This window comes from Dactylosporangium sp. CA-233914 (assembly GCF_050942935.1).
In the GTDB taxonomy this organism is placed as follows: Bacteria; Actinomycetota; Actinomycetes; order Mycobacteriales; family Micromonosporaceae; genus Dactylosporangium.
Genome location: NZ_CP192030.1, coordinates 6,876,130 through 6,892,593, shown reverse-complemented (window position 1 = coordinate 6,892,593; position 16,464 = coordinate 6,876,130). Strand labels below are relative to the sequence as shown.

Here is a 16,464-nt window from a genome sequence, read left to right as displayed (position 1 = left end):
TGACACGCTCAACCTACTGATGGCAGGTGTGTCCTGATGGCAACTCTCCCCGTTCTTCCGCTGAACGACGACGTCCTGCTTCCTGGCATGGTTATCCCCGTGACGCTCGACGCCTCCACGCAGGCGGCCGTCGACGCGGCGCGTGCCGCCGGTGACAAGCGGGTGCTCGCGGTCCCGCGCGTCGACGGCGCTTACGGTTCCTTCGGCGTCATCGCCGTGCTCGAGAAGGTCGGCCGGCTGCCCAGCGGCGAGCCGGCCGCCGTGATCCGCGGTGTGGACCGCGCGCGGATCGGGGCCGGGGTCCCCGGGCCCGGGGCGGCGCTATGGGTCGAGGCCACGCTGCTGGACGAGGCCGCGCCGGCCGGCAAGGCCAGGGAGCTGGCCCGGGAATACAAGGCGCTGGTGATCGGGGTGCTGCAGGAGCGCGGCGCCTGGCAGGTCATCGACACCGTCGAGAAGATCACCGACCTGTCCGAGCTGGCCGACTCGGCCGGATACGCCCCCTGGCTGACGCTCACGCAGAAGATCCAGCTGCTCGGGGCGCCCGACGTGACGGCGCGGCTGGAGCTGCTCGTGGAGTGGGCGCGGGCGCACGCGGCGGAGCAGCAGGTCAACGAGAAGATCAACCACGACGTGCGCGAGGGGCTGGAGAAGACGCAGCGGGAGTTCCTGCTGCGCCAGCAGCTCGCGGCGATCCGCAAGGAGCTCGGCGAGGACGAGCCCGACGGCTCCGCGGACTACCGGGCCCGGGTCGAGGCCGCCGAGCTGCCGGAGAAGGTCAAGGAGGCGGCGCTGCGCGAGGTCGGCCGGCTCGAACGGGCCAGCGACCAGTCGCCGGAGGCCGGCTGGATCCGCACCTGGCTCGACACGGTGCTGGAGATGCCGTGGAACGAGCGGACCGAGGACAACACCGACCTGGCCGCGGCGCGGGCCGTGCTGGACGCCGACCACGCGGGGCTGGCGGACGTGAAGGACCGGATCCTGGAATACCTCGCGGTGCGCAACCGGCGCGCAGCCAAGAACCTGCAGGTCGTCGGCGGCCGCGGGTCCGGGGCGGTGCTCGCGCTGGCCGGACCTCCCGGGGTCGGCAAGACCAGCCTCGGCGAGTCCGTCGCCCGGGCGCTGGGGCGCAAGTTCGTGCGGGTGTCGCTCGGCGGCGTCCGGGACGAGGCGGAGATCCGCGGGCATCGCCGGACGTATGTCGGGGCGCTGCCCGGGCGCATCGTGCGGGCGCTGCGCGAGGCCGGCTCGATGAACCCGGTCGTGCTGCTCGACGAGGTCGACAAGCTCGCGGTGGGCTACGCGGGCGACCCGGCCGCGGCGCTGCTGGAGGTGCTCGACCCGGCGCAGAACCACACGTTCCGCGACCACTACCTCGAGGTCGACCTCGACCTGTCCGACGTGCTCTTCCTGGCCACCGCCAACGTGGTGGAGACCGTCCCCGGGCCGCTGCTGGACCGCATGGAGCTGGTCAGCCTGGACGGATACACCGAGCAGGAGAAGGTCGCCATCGCCCGGGACCACCTGCTGCCGCGGCAGCTGGAGCGGGCCGGGCTGGAGGCGCCGGACTTCGCCATCACCGACGAGGCGCTGGCCCGCATCGCCGGCGAGCACACCCGCGAGGCGGGGGTGCGGCAGCTGGAGCGGGCGCTGGCGAAGATCCTGCGCAAGGTCGCGGTGGCGCTGGCCACCGACCCGGCGCCGGTGCACGTCGGGGTGGACGAGGTCGCGAAGTACCTGGGCCGGGCGCGGTTCACGCCCGAGTCGGCCGAGCGCACGGCGGTGCCGGGCGTGGCGACCGGGCTCGCGGTGACCGGGGCCGGCGGCGACGTGCTGTTCATCGAGGCGACCTCGATGGAGGGCGAGCCGGGGCTGACGCTGACCGGGCAGCTCGGCGACGTGATGAAGGAGTCGGCGCACATCGCGCTGTCGTATCTGCGCTCCAACGGCCGCCGGCTCGGCATCGACCCGAACCAGCTCGCCGGGCGGCGCATCCACCTGCACGTGCCGGCGGGCGCGGTGCCCAAGGACGGTCCGAGCGCGGGCATCACGATGGTCACGGCGCTGGCGTCGCTGGCCACCGGGCGGCCGGTGCGGCCGGAGTTCGGCATGACCGGCGAGGTCACCCTCGCCGGGCGGGTGCTGCCGATCGGCGGGGTGAAGCAGAAGCTGCTCGCCGCGCACCGGGCCGGGCTGAGCGAGGTCATCATCCCGAAGCGCAACGAGCCCGACCTGGACGACCTGCCCGAGGAGGTGCGCGGGCAGCTGACGGTGCACGCGCTGGCCGACGTCGCCGACGTGCTCGCGCTCGCCCTGCGCCCGGCCGGCGAGAGCGGTGAGGGCGCGGACGGACCCGCGGTGCCGGACTTCGTCCCGGCCGGCATCTGAGAACCACAACGAAGAGGCGGCCGCCCGACGGTCCGCGACGCTGAGCGGCCCCTGACCAGACCGCGACGCGGACCGGCCCTTGATCGACCGCGACGGAAGCCGGCCACCTGACGGACGGATCGCGACGGAGGCCGAAATCGCAAGGACCGCAACGGGAAGCCGGCATCCAGACGGAGCACGAGGGCGAAAGCGGCGCCGCACCCGGACCACGGGTGCGGCGCCGCCCCGTGTGCCGCGCAACCGGTACGGTGGCCGCATGGCGATGTCGTTGACCTGGGATGACGTGCTCGTGTGGCGGTGCCGTCAGCAGCTGCTGCACCGCCCGGCCGAGGCCGCCGATCCGCTGGTCGTGGTCGAGGCGCTCGCGGGGGTGCAGGCGCAGGTCACCTCGTATGCGGAGCAGGCCGTCGCCGTGCGGCAGGCCGAACCGGACCCGGCCCGCGTGCGCGACGCCATCGCGCAGCGGCGGCTCGTGAAGACCTGGGCGGCGCGCGGCACCCTGCACCTGCTCGAACCCGCCCAGGCCGCCGCCCAGCTGGCGCTCATCGGCGCGGCCCGGACCTGGGAGACGGCCAGTTGGCAGAAGACGTTCGTGACGCTGGCGCAGCTGGAGCGGATCGCGGCCGCGGCGTACGAGGCGCTGGACAACCGGGTGCTGACCCGGGATCAGCTCACCGAGGCGATCGTCGGGCACAGCGGGGACGAGACGCTGCGCGAGCACCTCGGATCGGGGTGGGGCGCGGTGCTCAAGCCCCTCGCCTGGCAGGGCCTGCTCGTGTACGGGCCCAGCGACGACGAGCGCCGGGTCACCTTCACGAGGCCGGACACGTACGTGCCCGGGTGGCGGGGCCTGCCGGAGCCGGCGGAGGCGGCCCGGGTGGCGATCCCCGCGTACCTGCGGGCGTTCGGCCCGGCCCCGGCCGCGGCGTTCGACCAGTGGCTGCTGCGCGGGGCGTCGAAGAAGGCGGCGCTGCGGCAGTGGTTCGCGGACCTGCTGGCGGACGGGGTGATCGCCGAGGTCGACGTGGAGGGGGAGCGGCTGTACGCGCGGACGGCGGACCTGGAGTCCCTCGGCGCCGTCGAGGACTTCGACGAGGTACGGCTGCTGCCCGCCTTCGACCAGTTCGTCCTCGGCCCCGGCACCGCCGACACCCGGGTGGTGCCCAAGGAGCACCGCGCGCAGGTCAGCCGGGCCGCCGGCTGGATCTCGCCGGTCGTCGCCCACCGCGGCCGGGTCGTCGGCGTGTGGGACGGCGACGACGTGACGATCTGGAGCGGGGACGAGCGGATCCGGGCGAAGATCACTTGAGCAGGGCGCGGGCCTTCCGCGGGTCCTGCTCGCCGATGGCCGACGACGGGCACTCCGGCGCCAGCGGGCAGGCGCCGCAGGCGGGCTTGCGGCGGTGGCAGGTGCGCCGGCCGTGCAGGATCAGCAGCAGGTTGACCGTCACCCAGTCCTTCTTGTCGAAGCGGGCCTGGATCGCCGCCTCCGCCGCGTCCACGTCCTTCTCCGGCGACCAGCCCAGCCGGTGCGCGACCCGCTCCACGTGCGTGTCGACCGAGATCGCCGGGACCCCGAAGGCGTTGCCGAGGACCATGTTGGCGGTCTTGCGCCCGACCCACGGCAGCGCCACGAGCTCCTCCAGCGTCCGCGGCACGGCACCGCCGTGCCGTTCGACCAGGACGGTGGCGAGCTTGATGACGTTGCGGGCCTTCTGCCGGTAGTACCCGACCGGGACCAGGATCTGCTCCATCTCCTCCTGCTCGGCGCCGGCCAGGTCGGCCGCGGCCGGGTAGCGCTCGAACAGCACCGGCGTGACGGCGTTGACGCGCTCGTCGAGGGTCTGGGCGGCCAGCGTGGCGGCGACGAGCAGCTGCAGCGGCGAGGCGAAGTCCAGCTCGAGGCGGTGGTCCGGGTAGCGGGCCGCGAGCAGGCGCAGAATCCGCCGGGCCCGGCGGGTCTCGGCGATGGGCAGTGCGGCCGCGGGCGTCTGCGTCACCACGGCAGCCTACTGCGGCAAACACGACGGGGACGGCCCCGAAGGACCGTCCCCACCCGGAGTAGTACGCGATGCGATCAGATGAGGCCGAGGCGCTCGACGGCGGCGCGCTCCTCCGCGAGCTCCGCGACGGAGGCGTCGATGCGGGCCCGGGAGAACTCGTCGATGTCCAGGCCCTGCACGATCTCCCACTTGCCGCCCGCGGAGGTGACCGGGAAGGAGGAGATGAGGCCGGTCGGCACGCCGTAGGAGCCGTCGGAGACGATCGCGGCGGAGGTCCAGTCGCCCTCGGCGGTGCCGTTCACCCAGTCGTAGACGTGGTCGATGGCGGCCGAGGCGGCCGACGCGGCCGAGGAGGCGCCGCGGACCTCGATGATCTCGGCGCCGCGCTTGGCCACCCGCGGGATGAACTCCTCGGCGAGCCACTGCTGGTCGCCGACGGTCTCGGCTGCGTTCTTGCCCGACACCTCGGCGTGGAACAGGTCCGGGTACTGCGTGGCGGAGTGGTTGCCCCAGATGGTGACCTTGCGGATCTCCGACACCGGCACCGAGAGCTTGCGGGCCAGCTGCGCGACGGCGCGGTTGTGGTCGAGGCGGGTCATGGCGGTGAACCGCTCGGCCGGCACGTCGGGGGCGTGGCGCTGGGCGATGAGGGCGTTGGTGTTGGCCGGGTTGCCCACGACGAGGACCTTGATGTCGTCGGCGGCGCCGGCGTTGATCGCCTCGCCCTGCGGCTTGAAGATGCCGCCGTTGGCCTCGAGCAGGTCGCCGCGCTCCATGCCCTTGGTGCGGGGGCGGGCACCGACCAGCAGGGCCACGTTGGCGCCGGAGAACGCCGCCTTCGGGTCGTCGAACACGTCCACGCCGGCCAGCAGCGGGAACGCGCCGTCCTGCAGCTCCAGGGCCGTGCCCTCGGCGGCGCGCACGGCCTGCGGGATCTCCAGCAGCCGCAGCTTGACCCGCGTGTTCGCGCCGAGCAGCTGCCCGGAAGCGATGCGGAACAGCAGCGCGTAGCCGATCTGGCCGGCCGCGCCGGTCACGGTGACGTTGACGGACGAGTCGCTCATGAGAGTCTCCTGGCAGCAACGGCGGGTGTGCTTCTCGATCCCAAACTATCCTCGCCGGCCCAACGGGCGTTCACCTTCCGTCCACCGCGTGTGGCTTACGGCACTCGATCAGGTAGCGAGCCGTCGTCGCGGTGAACGAACCGTCGCGCCCGATCAGCTCGTGCATGGCGGCGAGGCGGTCGCGGTACGCCGGCACCGTGAAGCCCGGCACGATCCAGATCACCTTGCGCAGGTACACCGCGACGGCGGCGACATCGAAGAACTCCAGCCGCAGCGTCGCCTCCCGCACGTCGGTGACCTCGAGGCCGGCGGCCTCGGCGCCGGCCCGGGCGCGGGCCACGCTGCGGCCGTCGCCGACCGGCTGCGGGCCCATCATGAAGTCGGTGAGCGCCGCGGCGGTGCCGACGCCGACGTGCTGGGCGAAGTAGGTGCCGCCCGGGGCGAGGACGCGCCCGATCTCGGCCCATCCGACCACGGTCGGGTGGCGGCTGCTGACCAGGTCGAAGGAGCCGGACGGGAAGGGCAGCGGGGCGTCGTCGGCGACCTGGTGCACCTCGGCGCCGAACTCGGCCAGCGCCGCGCGGGCGAGGGCGACGTTGGGCGGCCACGACTCCGTGGCGGCAAGGCGCCCGGGAGCGGCACCGGCCGTGCAGCATGAGCGCAGGACCTCGCCGCCACCGGTCTGCAGGTCCAGGGCGGCGCTCGCAGCGCGCAGCCGGCCGGCGAGCAGCCGGGCGTAGCCCCAGGGCGGGCGCTGCTCGGTGGCGCGGCCGTCGAACCAGGAGAAGTCCCAGCCGTCCACCGGCGCCGCCGCGGCCTCGGCGAGCAACTCGTCCAGGTCGTTCATGGTTGTACCCTCCGTCGCCGGGGCATGATGATCATCGCGCGGAACGCTCCGCTTGGCCTCGTGGTGTGGCTCGGTGACACCCCGTGGCGAGGCCATCGAGTCTGCCCAGCGCGAGACCAGGTTCGCAACGCCATAAAGCCGCCACCGGGCCAGGTCGAGCTCCTAACCTAGCTTCCTAGGATGCGATACACCATGTGGCGGCGGATGCGCGAACAAGTTGTCTGCGTTCGCCCGGCCGGGTGACGGGCGGTACCGTCCTGTGGTGGCCGCGGCGTTGAGCGAGATCGGGCGGGAGGTCCCCGGCGCCACGGTGACGTTGCCGGGTGTGGGTACGCGCAGCGTCGATGTGGTCCGCTCGGCCGGGCGGCTGATGGATGAGGTGCGGGTGGAGCACGAGCGGATCGTGCTGGTGGCGGGGCTGGCGCGGTGACCGGCGTTCCCCCGGCCGACATCCTGGTCGTGGACGACAGCCCGTCGAAGCGGTACGTCATCACGAGCTGGCTGCGGCGTGAGGGTCACCGGGTGACGGAGGCGGCGACCGGCGCGGACGCGCTCGCGCTGCTGCACGATTCCGCCGGTTCCAACGGGTTCACCCCGCCGGAGCTGGTGGTGCTGGACGTGCGGCTGCCGGACATCGACGGGTTCGAGGTCGCGGAGCGGATCAAGGACGATCCGCGTACGGCGGCGGTGCCGGTGATTCACATCTCGGCGACGGCGGTGCACGCGGTGGACCGCACGCAGGGGCTGACCCGGGGTGCGGACGCGTACCTGGCCGAGCCGATCGACCCGGACGAGCTGCTGGCGACGGTGGGGGCGCTGCTGCGGTACAGCCGGGCCCGTCAGCGCGCCGAGCGGCTGGCGCAGCGGCTGACCCGGCTGGTGGAGACCACGGCGGCGATCAACGCCGCGACCAGCCTGCCGCAGCTGCTGCGGCTGGCGGCGGTCGGGGCGTCGCGGGTGTTCGGCGGGGCGGCGGTGGTCGCGGCGGCCTCGCCGGAGACGGGCGCGCTGGCGGTGCAGGTGGATGCGGCGGGTGCCGTACCGCAGGTGCGTCCGGCGTTGCGGGACCAGTTCGAGGTCGATCCGCTGGAGGGCGCGGCGGGCACGGCGCTGTTCGGGCAGGACGGCGGGCCGTGGTGGGGCGTGGCGGTGTTCCGGGTGGTGGCGCGGGCGAAGGCGGGGCGGGAGCCGCTGCACATCGCGGTGCCGGCGGCCGGGTTCGGCGAGGACGACCACGACGTGCTGCGCCAGCTGGGGCAGGCGATCGCGCTGGCGGTGGAGGCGCTGCGCAGCTACGACGAGGAGCGGCGCACGGCGCTGACGCTGCAGCGCAGCATGCTGCCGGCGTCGCTGCCGCCGGTGCCGGGGTACGACATCGCGGTGCGGTACCGCCCGGCGAGCGACCACGCGTACGTGGGCGGGGACTTCTACGAGATCGTGGCGGTGGAGGGGCACATCATCGCGGCGATCGGGGACGTGGCGGGGCACTCGCTGCGGGCGGCGACGATCATGGCGGAGGTGCGGCACGGGCTGCGGGCGTACCTGGCGGAGGATCACGCGCCGGGGGTGACGCTGGAGCGGCTCAACCGGATGATGCTGCGGTTCCTGCCGGAGGAGATCGTCACGATGTGCCTGCTGCGCATCGAGCTGGCCACGGGGGAGATCCGGCTGACGAACGCGGGGCATCCGCCGCCGCTGCGGGTCGGCTCGGGGCGGGCGGGCACGGTGGAGGGCCGGGTGGCGCTGCTGGGCGTGCCGACGGTTCACGACGCGGAGGTCGTGTTCACGCTGGAGCCGGGGGAGTCGCTGGTGCTGGTGACCGACGGGCTGATCGAGCGGCGCGGGTACACGTTCGACGAGGGCCTGCAGCGGCTGCGAACGGCGCTGGTGGCGGGGCTGGCCGCGCACGGCGGGGTCGGGGACGTGGAGGCGTTCTGCGACGAGCTGCTGCTGGGGGTGGGCGACGAGTCCGACGACGATCAGGCGATGCTGGTGATCCGCCGGGTGGCTTCCACCCGGGTGAATTCGGCCTGATCCGGTTGTGTCCGCCGCTGCCGTGGTATGTGGTTCGTCGTGACGAAACCACGGGGGGATTGACATGGCAGTCTGCGTGACCTGCGGCAATGACTACTATCTGGCGTTCGAGGTGCGGACCGTCGGCGGCGGGACGTACACGTTCGACTCGTTCGAGTGCGCCATCCAGAAGCTGGCGCCGCTGTGTGAGCACTGCGGGACGCGGATCGTCGGGCACGGCGCGGAGGTGTCGGGCCGGTTCTACTGCTGCGCGCACTGTGCGCGCACGGCTGACGCGGTGGCCGGGTTCGAGGTCCGCGACGCGGTCGGCGCGTATCCGGGTTGATCCGCTTACCCGGTGATCATTGCTGGTTCACGCCATGATTGGGTTACCGCTAGGTTTCGCCAGCCCGCGTGAAGGAGCAGCTGTGGTCGTCCTGGGAATCGACATCGGTGGTTCGGGGATCAAGGGGGCGCCGGTCGAGCTGGCCACGGGCGCGTTCACGGCCGACCGGGTCCGCATCGAGACGCCGCAGCCGGCCGACGTCGATGCCGTGGTCCGCACGGTGGTGGCGGTGGCCGGCTCGTTCGGCGCGGCGGCGAGCATCGGGATCACGTTTCCGGCGGTGGTGCAGCACGGCGTGACGAAGACCGCCGCGAACGTGGACGCGTCGTGGGTCGACGCGCCCGCGCAGCGGCTGTTCTCCGAGGCGCTCGGCCGGCCGGTCACGGTGCTCAACGACGCCGACGCGGCCGGGCAGGCGGAGCTTGCGTACGGTGCCGGCAAGGGTGTCGGCGGCCTGGTCGTCATGGTCACGTTCGGCACCGGGATCGGCACCGCGCTGTTCATCGACGGCAAGCTGGTGCCCAACACCGAGTTCGGGCACTTGCAGATGAGCGGGCTGCACCTGCACGGCGGCGACGCCGAGGACTACGCCTCCGACCGCATCCGGGAGCAGGAGGACCTGGACTGGCCGCAGTGGGCGGAGCGGGTGCAGACGTACCTGCGGCACCTGCATGCCCTGCTGTGGCCGGACCTGATCATCATCGGCGGCGGGGTGAGCAAGAAGGCGGAGAAGTTCCTGCACCTGGTCGACGTGCCGACGAAGGTGGTGCCGGCGACGCTGCAGAACAACGCCGGCATCGCGGGCGCGGCCCTGCTCGCGGCCCGCAACGCCGGCGTGGCCTGAGTTCTCGCTCCCGTCCGGGCCGGGCGGTACGGGGCGAAATTTCACGACATGATGGGTGGGTTTCGCCCGATGTGCGCGGGTGAGGCACCATGTGAGGCATGGGGGACTCGCCCGCGCCGTTGCGAGCCGGCGACCCGGCGGTCGTCGGGTCGTACCGGCTGCGCGGCGTGCTCGGCGTCGGCGGCATGGGCACCGTCTACCTCGCCGCCGGCCCTGACGGGCGCGAGGTCGCCCTCAAGGTCATCAACCCGGCGTTCTACGGCGATCCGATGTTCCGCCACCGCTTCGCCGCCGAGGCCGCCGCCGCGTCGCGGGTCGCCGGGTTCTGCACCGCGCGCGTGCTTGATGTGGCGCTGGACGGGGACGTGCCGCACATCGTCACCGAATACGTGCCGGGGCCGTCGCTGCACGAGTACGCGACCCGTCACGGCCCCCTCGCCGGGCAGGTCGAGGCCGTTGCGGTCGGGGTCGCCGCGGCGCTGACCGCGATCCACGCCGTCGGGCTCGTCCACGCCGACCTCAGCCCGCGCAACGTGCTGCTGTCGCCGTTCGGGCCCAAGGTGATCGACTTCGGGGTGGCCCGGATGCTCGGGCACGCCGCCGCGCACGGCCCGGACTTCGGCACCCCGGGCTGGCTGGCCCCGGAGCAGGTTCGCGGGTGGCCGCCGAGCCAGGCCAGCGACGTGTACGCGTGGGGCCTGCTCGTCGCCTGGGCCGGCACGGGGCGCATGCCGGTGGGCGAGCGCGCCGACGCCCCGCCGGACCTCGGCGGGCTCGACGAGTCCCTCGCCGCGGTGGTGGCCCAGACGCTGCGCGTGGAGCCCGGCGCCCGCCCCGGCGCCCGGCAGGTGCTGCTCGCCCTCGTCGGCCAGGACGACCCGGCCGCGGCCCAGGTGGCGGCGACCGTGCGGGCCACGGGCCGGTCGAGGGCGACGGCCGGGACCGCGTTCGCGCCGGGAGCGGCCGCCGTACAACCGCAGTCCCCGCCCACGCGGCGCGTCGCCGCGCAGGTTCCCGGGACCCGCCTCGACCCCACCGGCGGCGGGTGGTCGCCGCCGCTGCCGCCTCCTCCTCCGCCCCGCCGGCGGCCGCGGCGGGCCGGGCGCGGCATCGGTGCCGTGGTGGCGCTGGTGGCGGTGCTGGCCTGCCTGCTGGGCGGGCTGAAGCTGGCCGAGCGCGCCGGGAAGCGCGGCGGCGGCGACCCGGGGGCGCAGCCGGGCCCGACGAAGGCGTCGCCGGCACCGTCGCCGTCGCCGAAGCGCAGCCCGGTCGCGGCGGACGGCAAGATGCGCTTCACCCTGGCCGGGTTCAGCTGCGGGGAGAAGGAGCTCGGTGACTGGCCGCTGACCCGCAAGCCGCAGGGGCAGTTCTGCCTGGCCGAGCTGAAGGTCGAGAACACCGGGGACAGCAAGGGCCGGATCTGGATCGGCTACCAGAAGCTGCGCGACAGCGACGGGCACGAGTACGGGCCCGACGAGTTCTCGTGGACGTACTACGACAAGACCCGGCCGTTGCTGGGCGAGATCGGGCCCGGGCAGTCGGTGCAGGGCACGCTGGTCTACGACGTGCCGGCCGGGCTCACGTTCACGGAGTTGCGGGTCAGGTCCGGGCTCGTCGGCGGCGACAGCAGCGCGATCAAACTGCGCTGATCACCACGTTGAGTTACCGGTAAAGAAGCCTTAACAAACGTGAGAGCGCTCCATGGGAGCGATCCCGGGCGGATCACGACGGGATTGCCGGTGTGCCCGCGGTCGCATCGACGGTGATCCCGAGCAAACACCATGGACAGCCACTTGGCAAGCGTTGCCGAGTCGTGAGGTTTCGTTACGTCCGTGTTATTGACACCACTGTCCGCGATCCGATTTAGTGTGCCGGAACCGGTTGCGGAACCGGTTCCAGAACACGCTCTCTTGCCAGAAAGCGCTCTCACCGGAAGGATCGCGGCGTGCCGATAACCATCGCCGATGTCGCGGCGCGTGCGGGGGTCAGCAAGACCACCGTCTCGCGGGTGCTCAACGGCAAAGGAGAGGTCGACGAGTCGACCGCGGCACGGGTACGCACGGTCATCGACGAGCTGGGCTACGTGCCCAGCGCGCGGGCGGTCAACCTGGCCCGGGGACACACCCGGGTGATCGGGATGCTCGTTCCGTCGCTGACGTGGCCGTGGATGGGCGAGGTCGTGCAGGGCGCGGTGGATGTCGTGGAGTCGGAGGGATACGGGTTGCTGCTGTTCACCTGCAACCGCGGCGCCGAGTCCATGCGGCAGTTCTCCGCGCAGGTCTCCGGCAAGGCGTTCGACGGCCTGCTGGCCATCGAGCCCGAGGGCACCCTGGACTACCTGGCCGATCTCTACGCCGGCGGCCTGCCGGTGGTCCTCATCGACGACCGCGGCGACAAGCCGCTGATGCCGTCGGTGGCCACCACCAACCGGGCCGGCGGGTCCCTGGCCGCCCGGCACCTCGTCGAGATCGGCCGGCGGCGACCGCTGGTCATCACCGGCTCGGAGAAGTTCGGCTGCACCCAGGACCGGCTCGGCGGCTTCGCGGACGTGTTCGCGGCGGCCGGCGCGCCGATCGACCCCCGCCTCGTCGTCGAGGGCGACTTCACCTACGAATGCGGCATCACGCTCGTGCGCCAGGCCCTCGCCGAAGGCCTGGACTTCGACGCGGTGTTCGCGCACAACGACCTGTCCGCCTCGGGCGCCCTGCAGGCCCTGCGGCTCGCGGGCCGGCCGGTGCCGCAGGACGTCGCCGTGGTCGGCTTCGACGACATCCTGCACGCGGCGCACACCGAACCGCCGCTCACCACCGTCCGCCAGCCCATGCGCCAGATGGGCGAGATGGCGGCCCGCAGGCTCATCGCGCATTTCGACGGCACGCCGTTGACGGCCGAGCCGAACATTCTGTCCACCACGCTCGTCGTGCGCGGCTCGACCGTCACGGCGCAGCCCGAGCGCACCACCTGACGCCTCAGCACGCCGCACCAACGGGCGGGGCCGCCACCACGAGGTCCCGTCGCCATACCCCGAAATGTTCCTGCCCGCCCCACCTGTCGATCCAGGTACAAAAGGAGACACCCCCGTGTTGAACAGACGCTCCGTACTGCTCGGCATGGCCGGTCTGCTGGCCACGTCGAGCGCCCTGGCCGCATGCGGCGACTCGCCGAACGACCCGAACAAGGGTGGCCAGAAGGCCACGGTTCTCAACGTCGGCATGCCCAACGGCCCCCAGACCGAGAACCAGAACCCGTTCCTGACCACGTCGGCGGCGGCCAAGTCCGGTTACCGGTGGGCGCTGTACGAGCCGCTGATGATGTGGAACCCGGTCAAGCCCTCCGACCCGATGAAGCCGTGGCTGGCCACCGCCGCGAAGTGGAACACCAACTACACCTCGGTCGTGGTCACCGTTCGGGACAACGCCACCTGGTCCGACGGCCAGAAGGTCACCGCCGACGACGTCGCGTTCACGTACAAGCTCCTGCGCGACAACGAGGCGATCAACTCCGGCGGCGTGCCGATCACCGACGCCACCGTGAGCGGCTCGGACGTGACCATCACGTTCAAGGCCTCGCAGTACGTCTCCCAGCAGAAGGCCATCGCGCAGATCCCGATCGTGCCCAAGCACGTGTGGGAGAAGGTCTCCGACCCGAAGGGCGAGCTCAACAAGCAGCCCGTCGGCTCCGGGCCGTACACGCTGAAGTCCTTCACCCCGCAGACCGCGACCCTCTCGGTCCGCGACAAGGGCTACTGGCAGACGCTGCCGCAGGTCAAGGAGCTGCGCTACACGTCCTACAACGACAACAACGCGCAGACCACGGCCCTGGCCAACGGCGAGAGCGAGTGGAGCTTCGTCTTCATCCCGAACGTGAAGACGGTCTTCATCGACAAGGACGCCGCCAACCACAAGATCTGGGCGCCGCCGGTCCTGGGCATCCACGGCCTGTACATCAACACCACCAAGGCCCCGTTCAACGACCCGAAGCTGCGCGTCGCGATGGGCATGGTCATCAACCGCGACGACATCTTCAACACCGCCGAGGCCGGCTACTTCCACCCGCTGGTCAAGAGCGTGACGGGCCTGCCCTCGCCCGCCGGTGACGTGTTCGTCTCCGACGAGTACAAGGGCAAGGACTACAAGGTCGACGTCGAGGGCGCCAAGACGCTGCTCACCGGCGCCGGGTACAAGCTGGACGGCACCACGCTGAAGGACCCGTCCGGCAAGCCGGTCACGATCACGCTGACCGACCCCGCCGGCTGGTCGGACTACCAGACCTCGCTGGAGATCGTGAAGTCCAACCTGGCCCAGATCGGCATCGCGGCGACCGTCGACAAGGCCAACCAGGACGCGTGGTTCAAGAACGTCGAGGCCGGCGAGTTCGACGCGACGTTCCGCTGGACCGACGGCGGCTCCACGCCGTACGACATCTACCGCACGATCATGGACGGCGACCAGCTCAAGCCGATCGGCACCGCCTCCCCGGCCGCCAACTTCGGCCGCTTCGACAACAAGGACGCCACCGCCGCGCTGCGGGCGTACCAGAACGCGACCGACGACGCCACCCGCAAGACCGCGCTGGCGACCCTGCAGAAGATCTTCGTCGAGCAGGCCCCGATGATCCCGGTCGGCGCCGACAACATCGGCGCCGCCTACAGCGCCAAGCAGTGGACCGGCTGGCCGGACGACGCCAACCCCTACGGCGCCGCTCAGCCGACCCAGGCCAACGCGCTGGACGTCATCCTGCACCTCAAGCCGGCCGGCTCCTGACGACCGGATCGTACTGACACCGCTCCCCGGGTGGCGCGAGCCGCCCGGGGAGCGGCACCCCATGACGACACCCCCGCAGACAGGACCATCGGCATGACGTTGAGCGAAAGCCCGGCGGCGCCGGTCGGCGAGGTGGTGCTGGAGGCCGACGGCCTGACCAAGCACTTCCCCGTCCGGCGCAGGCTCGCCGACATCTTCTCCGGCAAACGGGCCGTTGTTCACGCCGTGGACGACGTGTCCTTCACCCTGCGCCGCGGCAGGGTCACGGCACTGGTCGGCGAGTCCGGCTCCGGCAAGTCCACGGTCGCCCGGCTGCTCGCCCAGCTCTACCCCCGCACCGGCGGTGACCTGAAGCTGCACGGCGAGACCACACGGGTCAGCGGCGGGCGCCGGTTCCGGGAGTACGTCAGCCGGGTGCAGCTCATCTTCCAGGACCCGTTCGGCTCGCTCAACCCGGTGCACACGGTCCGCTACCACCTGACCCGCGCCCTGAAGATCCACGGCAACGCCGGCAACACCCCCGAGGAGCTCGAGACCGCCCTCGCCGGCCTGCTCACCCGCGTGGCCCTCACCCCGCCCGAGCGCTACGTCGACAAGTTCCCGCACGAGCTGTCCGGCGGCCAGCGCCAGCGCGTGGCCATCGCCCGCGCCCTCGGCGCCGACCCGGAGGCCCTGCTCGCCGACGAGCCGGTGTCGATGCTGGACGTGTCGATCCGCCTCGGCATCCTCAACCTGCTGCGCGACCTCAAGGAGCGGCTCAACCTCGCCATCCTCTACATCACGCACGACATCGCCTCGGCGCGATACTTCGCCGACGAGACGATGGTGATGTACGCCGGGCGCATGGTCGAGGGCGGCGACAGCGAGACGGTCACGCAGAACCCCGCACACCCCTACACGCGCCTGCTCATCGACTCCGCCCCGGACCCCGACCGCATCGCCGGCACCGCCGGGGCGACCGCCGCGGACCGCGGCAACGGCGAGCCCCCGAGCCTGATCCGGCCGCCGTCGGGCTGCCGGTTCCACCCGCGCTGCCCGCACGCGATGCGCCGCTGCACCGTCGAGCTCCCGCCGCGCATCGACGTCGGCGAGCCCGGGCACTGGGCCGCCTGCTGGCTCTACGATGCCGACACCGTCGCCGAGGAGGGCGTCGGCGCCGTCGCCGACCCGTCGATCCCCACGCCGCCGGCCCATCACCAGCCGCAGGAGGCACGATGAGATTCCTGCTGCAGCGCCTCGCCTTCTACCTGTTCACGGCGTGGGCCGCGATCACCATCAACTTCTTCATCCCGCGGATGATCCCCGGCGACCCGATCAGCGCGTTCATCTCGCGCAACCAGGGCCAGGTCTCCTCCGACGCGATCCAGTCGCTGAAGGTCCTCTTCGGCCTGGAGGACGACCAGAGCCTGTGGGAGCAGTACCTCGACTACTGGAAACAGCTCTTCCACGGTGACCTCGGCCTGTCGTTCACGTTCTTCCCGTCCACGGTCTCCGAGGTCATCGGGCAGAGCCTGCCGTGGACCGTCGGCCTGGTCGGCATCACCACCGTGCTGAGCTTCCTCATCGGCACCGGCCTGGGGGTGGGCGCCGGGTGGCGGCGCGGCACCTGGATCGACAGCCTGCTGCCGGCCACGACGTTCCTGTCCTCGGTGCCGTACTTCTGGCTCGGCCTGGTCGCCATCGCCCTGTTCACCGGCCCGGGCAGCTACTTCCCGTCCTCCGGCGGGTTCACCCCCGGCCTGGTGCCGGCCTGGGACCAGTACTTCATCGGCTCCGCCATCAACCACAGCGTCCTGCCCGCCGTGACGATCCTGCTGTCGTCGATGAGCGGCTGGATCCTCGGCATGCGCAACATGATGGTGACCGTGTCCGCCGAGGACTACATCACCGTCGCGCACGCCAAGGGCCTGTCCGAGCGGCGGGTCGCGTTCAGCTACGCTGCCCGCAACGCCCTGCTGCCCAACATCTCGGCGTTCGCGCTGTCGCTGGGCTTCATCGTCGGCGGCACCCTGCTGGTGGAGATCGTCTTCTCCTACCCCGGCGTCGGCTTCCAGCTCTTCCAGGCCGTCGGCGCCCACGACTACCCGCTCATGCAGGGCATCTTCCTGGTCATCACCATCTCGGTGCTGGTCGCCAACCTGCTCGCGGACGTCGCCTACCTGCTGCTCGACCCGCGCACCCGAAAGGCCGGTTGAG

General features: G+C 72.1%; 14 protein-coding genes. 11 read left to right on the top strand and 3 right to left on the bottom strand.

The features are described from left to right. Positions 1 to 36 precede the first annotated feature (36 nt). Both lon and ACQPY0_RS30880 read left to right on the top strand, forming a co-directional pair. A complete protein-coding gene (gene lon / locus ACQPY0_RS30885; protein WP_432968129.1) occupies positions 37 to 2,388 on the top strand; it encodes an endopeptidase La in 2,352 nt (783 codons plus the stop codon). A gap of 256 nt (positions 2,389 to 2,644) precedes the next feature. Continuing rightward, positions 2,645 to 3,697 (top strand): DNA glycosylase AlkZ-like family protein, encoded by a 1,053-nt coding sequence (locus ACQPY0_RS30880; protein WP_432968126.1) that lies wholly within the window; start codon positions 2,645 to 2,647, stop codon positions 3,695 to 3,697. Here ACQPY0_RS30880 and nth read toward each other — a convergent pair. From nth to ACQPY0_RS30865, 3 genes are all read right to left on the bottom strand, one after another. Further along, the gene (gene nth / locus ACQPY0_RS30875; protein WP_432968123.1) at positions 3,690 to 4,388 is read right to left on the bottom strand and encodes an endonuclease III; all 699 of its coding nucleotides are present in this window, start codon (positions 4,386 to 4,388) and stop codon (positions 3,690 to 3,692) included. The two genes, ACQPY0_RS30880 and nth, sit on opposite strands and share 8 nt — an antisense overlap. Positions 4,389 to 4,465: 77 nt before the next feature. Beyond that, on the bottom strand, positions 4,466 to 5,455 hold the full coding sequence (locus ACQPY0_RS30870; protein WP_432968120.1) for a malate dehydrogenase: 990 nt from the start codon (positions 5,453 to 5,455) through the stop codon (positions 4,466 to 4,468). Between the two features lie 70 nt (positions 5,456 to 5,525). Then, positions 5,526 to 6,302, bottom strand: coding sequence for a methyltransferase domain-containing protein (locus tag ACQPY0_RS30865; RefSeq protein WP_432968117.1), 777 nt, complete (start codon positions 6,300 to 6,302; stop codon positions 5,526 to 5,528). 262 nt (positions 6,303 to 6,564) lie between these two features. Here ACQPY0_RS30865 and ACQPY0_RS30860 point away from each other — a divergent pair, with 262 nt between their 5' ends. The 9 genes from ACQPY0_RS30860 to ACQPY0_RS30820 all read left to right on the top strand — a co-directional run bounded on the left by ACQPY0_RS30860 (position 6,565) and on the right by ACQPY0_RS30820 (position 16,463). Continuing rightward, complete coding sequence (locus ACQPY0_RS30860) at positions 6,565 to 6,732, top strand: hypothetical protein (RefSeq protein WP_432968114.1); 168 nt, start codon at positions 6,565 to 6,567, stop codon at positions 6,730 to 6,732. Next, positions 6,729 to 8,336, top strand: a complete 1,608-nt coding sequence (locus tag ACQPY0_RS30855; protein ID WP_432968111.1) for a SpoIIE family protein phosphatase — start codon at positions 6,729 to 6,731, stop codon at positions 8,334 to 8,336. Before ACQPY0_RS30860 ends, ACQPY0_RS30855 begins: the two co-directional genes overlap by 4 nt. A 64-nt stretch (positions 8,337 to 8,400) precedes the next feature. After that, positions 8,401 to 8,661 (top strand): Prokaryotic metallothionein, encoded by a 261-nt coding sequence (locus ACQPY0_RS30850; RefSeq protein WP_432968108.1) that lies wholly within the window; start codon positions 8,401 to 8,403, stop codon positions 8,659 to 8,661. An 82-nt stretch (positions 8,662 to 8,743) separates the two neighbouring features. Continuing rightward, the gene (gene ppgK / locus ACQPY0_RS30845) at positions 8,744 to 9,505 is read left to right on the top strand and encodes a polyphosphate--glucose phosphotransferase (RefSeq protein WP_432968105.1); all 762 of its coding nucleotides are present in this window, start codon (positions 8,744 to 8,746) and stop codon (positions 9,503 to 9,505) included. 98 nt (positions 9,506 to 9,603) lie between these two features. After that, positions 9,604 to 11,154 carry a protein kinase domain-containing protein gene (locus ACQPY0_RS30840; protein ID WP_432968102.1) on the top strand — a complete coding sequence of 517 codons (1,551 nt, stop codon included), beginning with the start codon at positions 9,604 to 9,606 and terminating at the stop codon, positions 11,152 to 11,154. 296 nt (positions 11,155 to 11,450) lie between these two features. After that, positions 11,451 to 12,470, top strand: a complete 1,020-nt coding sequence (locus ACQPY0_RS30835; protein WP_432968099.1) for a LacI family DNA-binding transcriptional regulator — start codon at positions 11,451 to 11,453, stop codon at positions 12,468 to 12,470. A gap of 145 nt (positions 12,471 to 12,615) precedes the next feature. Next, on the top strand, positions 12,616 to 14,268 hold the full coding sequence (locus ACQPY0_RS30830; protein WP_432995446.1) for an ABC transporter substrate-binding protein: 1,653 nt from the start codon (positions 12,616 to 12,618) through the stop codon (positions 14,266 to 14,268). Between the two features lie 93 nt (positions 14,269 to 14,361). After that, positions 14,362 to 15,486 (top strand): ABC transporter ATP-binding protein, encoded by a 1,125-nt coding sequence (locus ACQPY0_RS30825; RefSeq protein ID WP_432968096.1) that lies wholly within the window; start codon positions 14,362 to 14,364, stop codon positions 15,484 to 15,486. Continuing rightward, positions 15,483 to 16,463: an ABC transporter permease gene (locus ACQPY0_RS30820; RefSeq protein ID WP_432968093.1), complete on the top strand. Its 981-nt coding sequence runs from the start codon at positions 15,483 to 15,485 to the stop codon at positions 16,461 to 16,463. Before ACQPY0_RS30825 ends, ACQPY0_RS30820 begins: the two co-directional genes overlap by 4 nt. Position 16,464 lies beyond the last annotated feature (1 nt).